Raw genomic sequence first — 8,419 nt, 5'->3', positions numbered from 1 at the left:
CGGCCAGCGGCCGGCACTACCAGGACGATACGCGGCGGGTGAAGGGGTGATGCCGACCAGCGGCCGGCACGACCGAGTGGTGGCTGAAAGGGTAGTACCGGCCGCTGGCCTGCAGGAACCATCAGATGCGCCACGCTTGATTTCAATCAGGGCCAAGCGAAGAGGAACGCCCGAAGATGTCTGCCATGAGCTTCCACGTTGACGAGAGCGAGGACACTGCGCTGCAGGCGGCATTGCTGCGGCAGCCACGGCACGTGCTGTTTCCGCCGGCTGACCAGTTCAGTACCGGCTTTGGCGAAAGCGGGTGGCGCGCCGCCGTGCGCGCCAGCAACGAGCACCTGATCCCGCGTGGTTTGACGCTCGGCTTCCAGGCGGGTCGTGGCGGGCGCGACGTGCCACCGCAGGCGTATCTGGACACCCTGCTGCTGGCGCTGCGCCTGCAGGCCGGCGCGCTGGCTGAAGATCGCGAGGTGGTGGCAATGGTGCTGCAGTTGGGGCTGGCCGAGACGCTGCCGCCACCACAGCTGGGCCAGCTGCTGGATGCCGTGCCGCAGTACTTGCGCACCGTGGCGCGGCCACAGGTGGAGGTGCGGCTGGACGCGGGCAGCGCGCTGGCGCCGGCACAACTGCGTGCGGTGGGCTGCACCCGCCTGAACGTGATTGATCGCGCCGATGCACCCGGGCCGACGCTGCTGGCGCATGCGCGACAGGTGGGCTTTACCGCGCGATACTACCAGTTGCGGGTGCCCGGCAGCGCGGATACCGGCTTCATCGAACGACTGCATGAGGTGCTGGCCGAAGCGCCCGAGCGCATCCTGCTGCCGGCGCCTTGCGCGCTGCCAGACCATCCCTCGGCGACACGATGGCTGCAGAGTTGGCGCCTGCTGCGCGCAGCCGGCTACGAACCGATCGGTGGTGACCACTACCAGCGCGGCGACCTGCCGATCCCGCATGGCCCGGGCGATGGCCAGCGTCATTGTGACCTGGCCGGCGTGCCACGCCGCGACCGCAGCGATTTCATCGGGCTTGGGCTGTCCGCCTGCAGCCAGATCGGCGAGGTGTTCTACCGCCTGGAGGACGAACTGGGCGAATGGCGTGCGCGGCTGCAGGCTGGGCATATGGGCGTGTCTGCCGGATTGATCCTGTCCGAAGACGAGCGACTGGCGGCCGAGGTGGCGCAGAGTATCGCCTGCGATCACGCGCTCGATGCGGTTGCCTTCGAATGGCGCAACGATGAACCGTTCGAAGAATGCTTCGCCGGGCAGCTGCCAGCATTGGCACCGTTGCTGGCGCGCGGCTGGGCGCACTGGGATGCGCGCGTGCTGCGGCTGGCCGAAGAAGGGCGCCTGCTGTGGCGTATGATGGCCGCATGCTTCCGGCCGGCGGCCGCCATCGCTTGAGTCTTGCCCAGATGTCTTCGAATCCGCCTTCGCACGGCCGCCTTGGACAGGCCACCCCGAACCCCGCCGCCGCCGATGACGGCGACGCGCTGCACTTCTGCAGCACCTGCGCGTTTTCCGACGCCTGCATGTCGCAGGGCTACGACAAGACCGCACTGGGCGATCTGCACGTGCTGGTCGACCACGTCGGTCCGTTCCATGCGGGTGACTACATCTTCCGCGCTGGCGAGTCGTTTGATTCGATTGCTGCGGTGCGCGCCGGCATGGTCAAGACCTTCGTCGACGACAGCCAGGGCAACGAGCAGGTGCTGGGCTTCAGCCTGCCGGGCGAAGTGATCGGCCTGAATGCGATCCACGGTTCGCGCTTCCCCTGCAATGCGGTGGCGCTGGATACGGTGCATCTGTGCCGCATCTCGTTCCCAAAGCTGAGCTCGCTGGCCACGCGTATGCCCGGGCTGCAGGCCAAGCTGTTCAGCCTGCTCAGTGCGGAGATCGGCAAGGTCGCCACGCTGGCCGCCAACCACCGTACCGAAGAGCGCATGGCCGCATTCCTGCTGGACATGTCCGAGCGCTACGCGCGGCGCGGTTTTTCTGCCACGCGCTTCAACCTGACGATGGCGCGTACCGAGATCGCCAACTACCTGCGGATGGCGCCGGAAACCGCCAGCCGCGTGCTGCGCCGCCTGAGCGATGATGGGATCATCGCGGTGAAGCAGCGTGAGATCCTGCTGCTGCAGCCCGAGCGCCTGGCCGCGCTGGCGGTGGCCGACGAATCCGATCCGAACTGAACCTGGCCGGGAGCCGACGATGAAGCGAGCTGGACTGTTGTTGCTGGGCCTGCTGGCCACGGTGCCGGCCTGGGCGGCCACGCTGACCGTTTCGGCGGCATCGAGCCTGACCGAGAGCTTCCGCGAACTGGGCAATGCCTATGAGAAGGCACACCCGGGCACCAAGGTTGATTTCAACTTCGCCTCGTCCGGCGTGTTGCTGCAACAGATCAGCCGCGGTGCGCCGGTGGATGTGTTCGCCTCGGCCGACGAAACCACGATGGACCAGGCCCAGCAGCAGGATCTGCTGGCGGCCGGCACCCGCGAGGTGTTTGCAGTGAACGCGCTGTGGGTGGTGGTGCCGCCGCAGGCCAAGGCGGCGCCGCGTACCTTGAAGGACCTGGCCGGTGCCGGTGTGCAGCGCATCGCACTGGGCAACCCGGACAGCGTGCCGGTCGGCCGCTATGCCAAGGGCGCGCTGGAAGTGGCGGGCCTGTGGTCGTCGGTGCAGAGCAAGACCATCACCACGCAGAACGTGCGTCAGTCGCTGGATTACGTGGCGCGCGGTGAAGTGGATGCGGGTTTCGTCTATGCCACCGACGCGCAGGCGATGCCCGACCGGGTGCGCCGTGCGTTCGCGGTGCCGGTGTCCGGGCGCATCGCGTATCCGCTGGCGGTGACCAGGGGCAGTACGCAGCCGGCAGGGGCACGGCGCTTCGCTGCCTTCGTGCGTTCGCCGCAGGGCCAGGCGATTCTGGCCAAACACGGATTCGGCAAGCCCTGACGCATGGATCTAGACTGGAGCGCGCTGGGGTTGTCGCTGAAGGTGGCCGGCTGGGCCACCGCGATCAATCTGGTGCTGGGCGTGGCGCTGGGCGCGTTGCTGGCCCGCCGTCGCTTCCCCGGGCGCGAGCTGCTGGATTCGCTGCTGACCCTGCCGATGGTGCTGCCACCGACGGTGCTGGGGTACTACCTGCTGGTGTTGATCGGTCGCAATGGTCCGATCGGTGCGTGGCTGCAGTCGTGGTTCGGCATCAACCTGGTGTTCACCTGGCAGGCGGCCGTGATTGCTGCGGCGGTGGCCTCGCTGCCGCTGGTGTTCAAGCCGGCACGCGCGGCGTTCGAGGAAGTGGACGGGCAGCTGGAGCAGGCCGCACGCACGCTGGGTGTGTCCGAAGTGGCGGTGTTTTTCCGCATCACGCTGCCACTGGCGTGGCGCGGCATCCTCGCCGGCCTGCTGCTGGCGTTTGCGCGCGCGATGGGCGAGTTCGGCGCGACGCTGATGGTGGCCGGAAGCATTCCGGGCCGGACGCAGACGTTGTCGATCGCCATCTACGAGGCGGTACAGGCCGGCCAGGACGGCAAGGCCAATGCGCTGGTGATCCTGACCTCGGTGGTCTGCATCGTGATCCTGTTGCTGGCCGCGCGGCTGGTGGGCGGGCGTCGCCGGGAGCTGCGCGATGTGGCTTGACCTGCAGGTGCAGCGTCGCCTGCAGGCGGCCGGCCAGGAGTTCGTGTTGGACGTATCGCTGCAGTGCACGCAGCGGCAGGTGGTGTTGTTCGGGCCCTCGGGCGCGGGCAAGAGCCTGACCTTGAAGGCGGTGGCCGGGCTGCTGCGGCCGGGCCAGGGGCATGTGCGCGTGCAGGGGCAGACCCTGTTCGATGCGGCCACCGGCGTGGATCTGCCGCCGCAGCGCCGCCGGCTGGGCTATGTGTTCCAGGATTACGCGTTGTTCCCGCATCTGAGCGTGCGCCAGAACGTGGCGTTCGGGCTGGAGAAGGGGTGGTTGAATCCACGGAACCGCCAGCGCTTCGGTGCGGTGGAGCAGTGGTTGCACGCCTTCCGCATCGACACCGTGGGTGATCTGCTGCCCTCGCAGATTTCCGGCGGGCAGCGCCAGCGCACCGCACTGGCGCGGGCGCTGGTGACGCAACCGCAGGCGCTGCTGTTGGATGAACCGTTCTCCGCACTGGACCACGACCTTCGGCAGCATCTGCGCCAGGAGTTGGAGGCGGTGCTGGACAAGACCGGGATCCCGTTGTTGTTGATCAGCCACGACCCGCAGGACGTAGCCATGTTCGGCCAGCAGGTGGCGCGCGTGGTGGACGGCCGCATCGTCGGCAATTGACCCGTGATGGACGCACCGGCGCTGGTTGGTCACATCTGATGGTAGTGCCGGTCGCTGGCCGGCAACAACGGAATCCTGAGCAGCCGGCCAGCGGCCGGCTCTACCGGTTCAAGGTCCGTGCGGTCCGGTGGTCATGGATCAGTACAACTCGCAGTGGGTGCGGCCTTCGCCCCGCAGTGTGTCCCAGTATCCTTCACCACCGATGGCATCGATGGCCTCGCGCACCGCGCCTTCCAGGTGGCTCTTGTTGCCGCACAGGTACAGGTGCCCACCGCGGGCCAGGACATCGCGCACTTCGGCGGCACGCTGCTGCAGCACATGCTGCACATAGACCTTTTCGGCGCCATCGCGCGAGAACGCGGTATGCAGGCCGGCCAGCACGCCTCGCGTGTGCCAGTCCTGCAGCTGGTCGCGGTACAGGTAGTCGTGCTGGCGGTGCTTCTCGCCGAACACCAGGTGCACTTCACGTTCGCAGGCGTTGGCCTGCAGTTCCTGCATCAGGCCCATCAAGGGTGCGATGCCGGTGCCGGTGCCGACCAGCAGCAGCGGTGCCTGGCCGGTATCGGGCAGGTGGAAGCCGGGGTTGGAACGGCAGTACACCCGGGCGTGGTCGCCGCCGTGCAGCAGGCTGCCGGTGGCGGTGCCGAAGCGCTCGCGGTCGCGCAGGGTGTAGCGCACTTCGCGCACGCACAGGCTCAGCTGGTCGTCGCAAGGGTGAGAGGCGATGGAATAAGCGCGAGGCAGCCGCGGTGACAGCAGCCCGCGCAGCCGGGCCAGAGGAGCGCTGTCCGGGGTGGCGTGGTCCTGCAGCACGTCCAGCAGGTCCAGGCCGTGCAGGTAGGCGTCCAGCTCGCGCTTCTGGCTGACCTTCAACAGGCCCTTCAGTACCTCGCTACCGCCGAGCCTGGCCAGTTCGCGCAGTACGCCCTTGCTCAGCAGGCGCAGCTCGCGGTCGTGCAGGGCGGCCACGGCCGCGGTGTCGCCATACCAGGCAGCCAATGCCTGCAGCAGGGCGGGATCGTTCTCGGGTACCACGTGCAGGGTGTCACCTGCGCGGTAGGCCATGCCACTGCCGGCAATGTCCAGCTGCAGGTGCCAGGCAGCGGGGTCGCTGCTGTTCAGGCGGCGACGTTCGAGAATGGGGGCGGCAAACGCATTGTCTTCGCCATAGGCGGTGACCTGCAGGCGCAGGTCCTGGCCAGCGTTGAGGTCGCCCTCCAGCACCTGGCCGAGCACCGGCCGCCATTGCTGGAAGAACTGCTCGTAGCCCAGGTCGGCGTCCACCCGATGCAGCAGCGGCTGCGCCTGGCGCTCGCTCAGTGCAGCATCCAGCGCCTTGGTGAAGCCGCAGAAGCTCGGGTAGCCGGTGTCACCGAGGCCGAACACTGCATAGCGCAGCCCAGCCAGCGTCGGGGTCTGGCGCAGTGTTTCGAAGAACTGTTCGCCATTGGCCGGCGGTTCGCCATCGCCGAACGAGCTGGAAATCGCCAGCAGCACGTCGCCGTGACCGAGACTGGCCACCTCGATGTCGTTGAAAGGGAGCACCTGCGGCGCGTGCGGCTGCAGGTCCGCGCCCAGGCGCTGGGCCAGGGCGCGGGCATTGCCCGACTCGGACGCGAAACCCACCAGCAGGCGGCTGAAGGGCGTACTGGTCGGGAGGGCGTTCACGCGGCCTCGTAGAAGTCGTCGAACTTTTCCTTGCTGAACTCGACCAGCTCGTAGTTCTGCATCAGGTCGTTCACCACGCGGCGGATGCTGATGTAGGAGGTGATGTTGCCGTCGGCGTCGAACAGCGGTTGCACGGTGGTGTCGACCACGTAGAGCACGCCGCCCTTGCCGAGGTTGGGCACGATGCCGGTCCAGGTCTTGCCGGCCTTGATGGTGTCCCACATGTCCTTGTAGACCGCCTTGGGCACATCCGGGTGGCGCACGATGCTGTGCGGCTGGCCGATCAGTTCCTCGCGGGCGAAGCCGGTGAGGGTGCAGAACAGATCGTTGGCGTAGGTGATGTTGCCCTGCAGGTCGGTGGTGGAGATCACCATGACGTTCTGCATGGCGTTCAGCAGCTGGGCGTTGTCGGGGGTGTAGCTCATCGCAGGGTCCTTGTGGATGCCGGTAACGCCGGCGTGTTCGGGTCCTGCATAGAGATACGCCCGCACGGCAGCGGGCGGTTTGACATTGGTCAAGCGGGTGGCGCGAAGGGCTGCGACCGGGTGTCGCAGGGAGCTGAGCCCATGCTTGGCTCGCGCGGCAAGCGGGAATGCCAGCTGCCGGGCGTGGGCTCGGCTCTACAGAAACGGCGGGCGCGTCAGCCCATCAGATAGCGCAGCACACCTGCCGAGAACACGCCGATCAGTACCGTCGGCAGCATCGACAGCCGCGTGGCGGCCAGCAGGGTGATCGCCAGCGCGGCGAGGTCGGCGGGCTTGTCGGCGACGAAGTCCGGGGCGATCACCGAGATCAGCACGCAGCCCGGCGCGGCTTCCATCACCGTCACTGCGCGTTTGCTCAACGTGCGGTTACGCAGCGCGAGGAAACCGACAATGCGGGTCAGGTAGGTGGCGGCGGCCATCAGCACGATGGTCAGCACCGAGGTCCAGTGGATCAGTCCATTGAAGATCATGCCGGGTCCTCCGCCAGCAGCCAGGCGGCGGCCAGGCCGGCCAATGCGCCGCTGGCCACGTACCACGCACCTGGCACCAGCAGGTAGGTAGCGGCGGCGACGACCAGGCTGACCAGCCACGGCCGCGCCGCCTTCATGCCTTGCCACATGCCGCGCAGCAGTACCAGGAACACGGCGGGGAAGGCCATGTCGAAGCCATAGGCGTGGATGTCGCCCAGCATCGGGCCAACGATCGCGCCGAGTGCCGTACAGGCTACCCAGACCGTGTACAGGCCGGCCGATACGCCCAGGTAGTAGGCCAGGCTGAAGCCAAGTGCGCGTCGGCGCGCATCAGCCACGCCCATCGCCCAGCTTTCGTCGCACATGAAGAACAGCGCTGGCAGCACCCGGCGGCGCGGCAGGTGTTGCAGCAGCGGGGCCAGGCTGGCGCCCATCAGCAGGTGGCGGCTGTTGACCAGCGCGGTGATCGCCACGATCAGTGCGATGTGCGGTGGCGAGGTCCACAGTTCGACGGCGGCGAACTCCGAACCGCCAGCGAAGTTGAGGCCGGTCATCAGCGGTACTTCCAGTGCGCTCAGGCCCTTCTGGGCCGCCTGCGCGCCGAGCACCAGGGCGAACGGAATGAAGCCGATCATCACCGGTACGGCGGCGCGCAGGCCGCGCAGGAATTCGGCACGCGGCGCGGTATCGCAGGTGTCTGGCAGGGGGAGGGTGGTACGGGCGTCCATGGAACGGCACGACGAGGTGGGGGTGGCCCATGCTAGCGGTCCGATCACGAAATCGGGTTGCGTTGATGCCACTGGATTCTGGATGATTGATATTCCATGCGGCCAGAGTCGACCAGGACGAAATTTCATGCAGTACCAGCTGGACAACCTTGATCGCCGCATCCTCGACGCCCTGCAGCGCGACGGCCGCCTGCAGAACCTGGAGCTGGCCCGTCTGGTCGGGCTGTCGCCGTCGGCCTGCCTGCGCCGGGTGCGGCTGCTGGAGGAGGGCGGTTACATCGACCGCTACGTGGCGCTGTTGAACGAGGCCAAGGTGGGCCGCGGCTTCACCGTGTTCGTGCGGGTGTGGCTGCGCGGGCAGGACGAGGACACCACCAATCACTTCATCAACAGCATCAAGTCTTTCCCGGAAGTGCTTGAATGCCATCTGATGGCCGGTGACTGCGATTTCCTGCTGCGGGTGGCGGTGGCCGACCTTGATGCCTACCGGCAGTTCCAGATGCAGCACCTGAACCGGATCGCCGGCGTGCAGAACACCAAGACCGAGATTCCGATGCAGCGGATCAAGCAGACGACCCAGCTGCCGCTTTGAGGGATGGGGTTTGCGGCCGGGTTGCACCCGGCACCCGCCGGTAGTGCCGGCCGCTGGCCGGCAACCTCAGAAGCAACGGCCGAAGCAACAGCTTGCATTCCGTGGGATGGCGGGGTGGGTCTGGTTGCAGGGGACGCCGTAAACCCTTCCATGGGGGCTTGGCCGCGGCATCCATGCCGC

The 8,419-nt window shown here is 67.4% G+C and carries 10 protein-coding genes; 6 read left to right on the top strand and 4 right to left on the bottom strand.

The window, feature by feature from the left end; all coding sequences use genetic code 11:
• Nucleotides 1–185 precede the first annotated feature (185 nt).
• The 5 genes from ABGA94_RS22360 to ABGA94_RS22340 are packed head-to-tail and all read left to right on the top strand — an operon-like array spanning nucleotide 186 to nucleotide 4,296.
• A complete protein-coding gene (locus tag ABGA94_RS22360) occupies nucleotides 186–1,400 on the top strand; it encodes a coproporphyrinogen III oxidase (RefSeq protein WP_262220962.1) in 1,215 nt (404 codons plus the stop codon).
• An 11-nt stretch (nucleotides 1,401–1,411) separates the two neighbouring features.
• A complete protein-coding gene (locus ABGA94_RS22355) occupies nucleotides 1,412–2,188 on the top strand; it encodes a helix-turn-helix domain-containing protein (protein WP_005416832.1) in 777 nt (258 codons plus the stop codon).
• A gap of 19 nt (nucleotides 2,189–2,207) precedes the next feature.
• Entirely contained in the window at nucleotides 2,208–2,951 is a 744-nt protein-coding gene (gene modA, locus ABGA94_RS22350) for a molybdate ABC transporter substrate-binding protein (RefSeq protein ID WP_375368115.1), read from the top strand.
• Between the two features lie 3 nt (nucleotides 2,952–2,954).
• Complete coding sequence (modB, locus tag ABGA94_RS22345; protein ID WP_065196410.1) at nucleotides 2,955–3,638, top strand: molybdate ABC transporter permease subunit; 684 nt, start codon at nucleotides 2,955–2,957, stop codon at nucleotides 3,636–3,638.
• On the top strand, nucleotides 3,628–4,296 hold the full coding sequence (locus ABGA94_RS22340; protein ID WP_065177658.1) for a sulfate/molybdate ABC transporter ATP-binding protein: 669 nt from the start codon (nucleotides 3,628–3,630) through the stop codon (nucleotides 4,294–4,296). The genes modB and ABGA94_RS22340 overlap by 11 nt, the downstream gene beginning before the upstream one ends.
• Before the next feature lie 138 nt (nucleotides 4,297–4,434).
• On the opposite strand, the gene ABGA94_RS22335 is transcribed toward ABGA94_RS22340, so the two are convergent.
• From ABGA94_RS22335 to ABGA94_RS22320, 4 genes are all read right to left on the bottom strand, one after another.
• Complete coding sequence (locus tag ABGA94_RS22335; RefSeq protein WP_375368114.1) at nucleotides 4,435–5,964, bottom strand: sulfite reductase flavoprotein subunit alpha; 1,530 nt, start codon at nucleotides 5,962–5,964, stop codon at nucleotides 4,435–4,437.
• Nucleotides 5,961–6,389, bottom strand: coding sequence for a PAS domain-containing protein (locus ABGA94_RS22330; protein WP_005416824.1), 429 nt, complete (start codon nucleotides 6,387–6,389; stop codon nucleotides 5,961–5,963). Before ABGA94_RS22330 ends, ABGA94_RS22335 begins: the two co-directional genes overlap by 4 nt.
• Nucleotides 6,390–6,604: 215 nt before the next feature.
• Entirely contained in the window at nucleotides 6,605–6,919 is a 315-nt protein-coding gene (locus ABGA94_RS22325) for an AzlD family protein (RefSeq protein WP_107433709.1), read from the bottom strand.
• Nucleotides 6,916–7,647 (bottom strand): AzlC family ABC transporter permease, encoded by a 732-nt coding sequence (locus ABGA94_RS22320; RefSeq protein ID WP_262219958.1) that lies wholly within the window; start codon nucleotides 7,645–7,647, stop codon nucleotides 6,916–6,918. Before ABGA94_RS22320 ends, ABGA94_RS22325 begins: the two co-directional genes overlap by 4 nt.
• Nucleotides 7,648–7,774: 127 nt before the next feature.
• Here ABGA94_RS22320 and ABGA94_RS22315 point away from each other — a divergent pair, with 127 nt between their 5' ends.
• Nucleotides 7,775–8,239, top strand: a complete 465-nt coding sequence (locus ABGA94_RS22315) for an Lrp/AsnC family transcriptional regulator (protein ID WP_005413654.1) — start codon at nucleotides 7,775–7,777, stop codon at nucleotides 8,237–8,239.
• The last annotated feature ends 180 nt before the right edge of the window (nucleotides 8,240–8,419 follow it).

This window comes from Stenotrophomonas sp. 3diitr2024 (assembly GCF_042136455.1).
Lineage (GTDB): Bacteria > Pseudomonadota > Gammaproteobacteria > Xanthomonadales > Xanthomonadaceae > Stenotrophomonas > Stenotrophomonas sepilia.
Note: the sequence above shows the minus strand (reverse complement) of the source record. Positions and strands in the feature narration are given on the sequence as shown.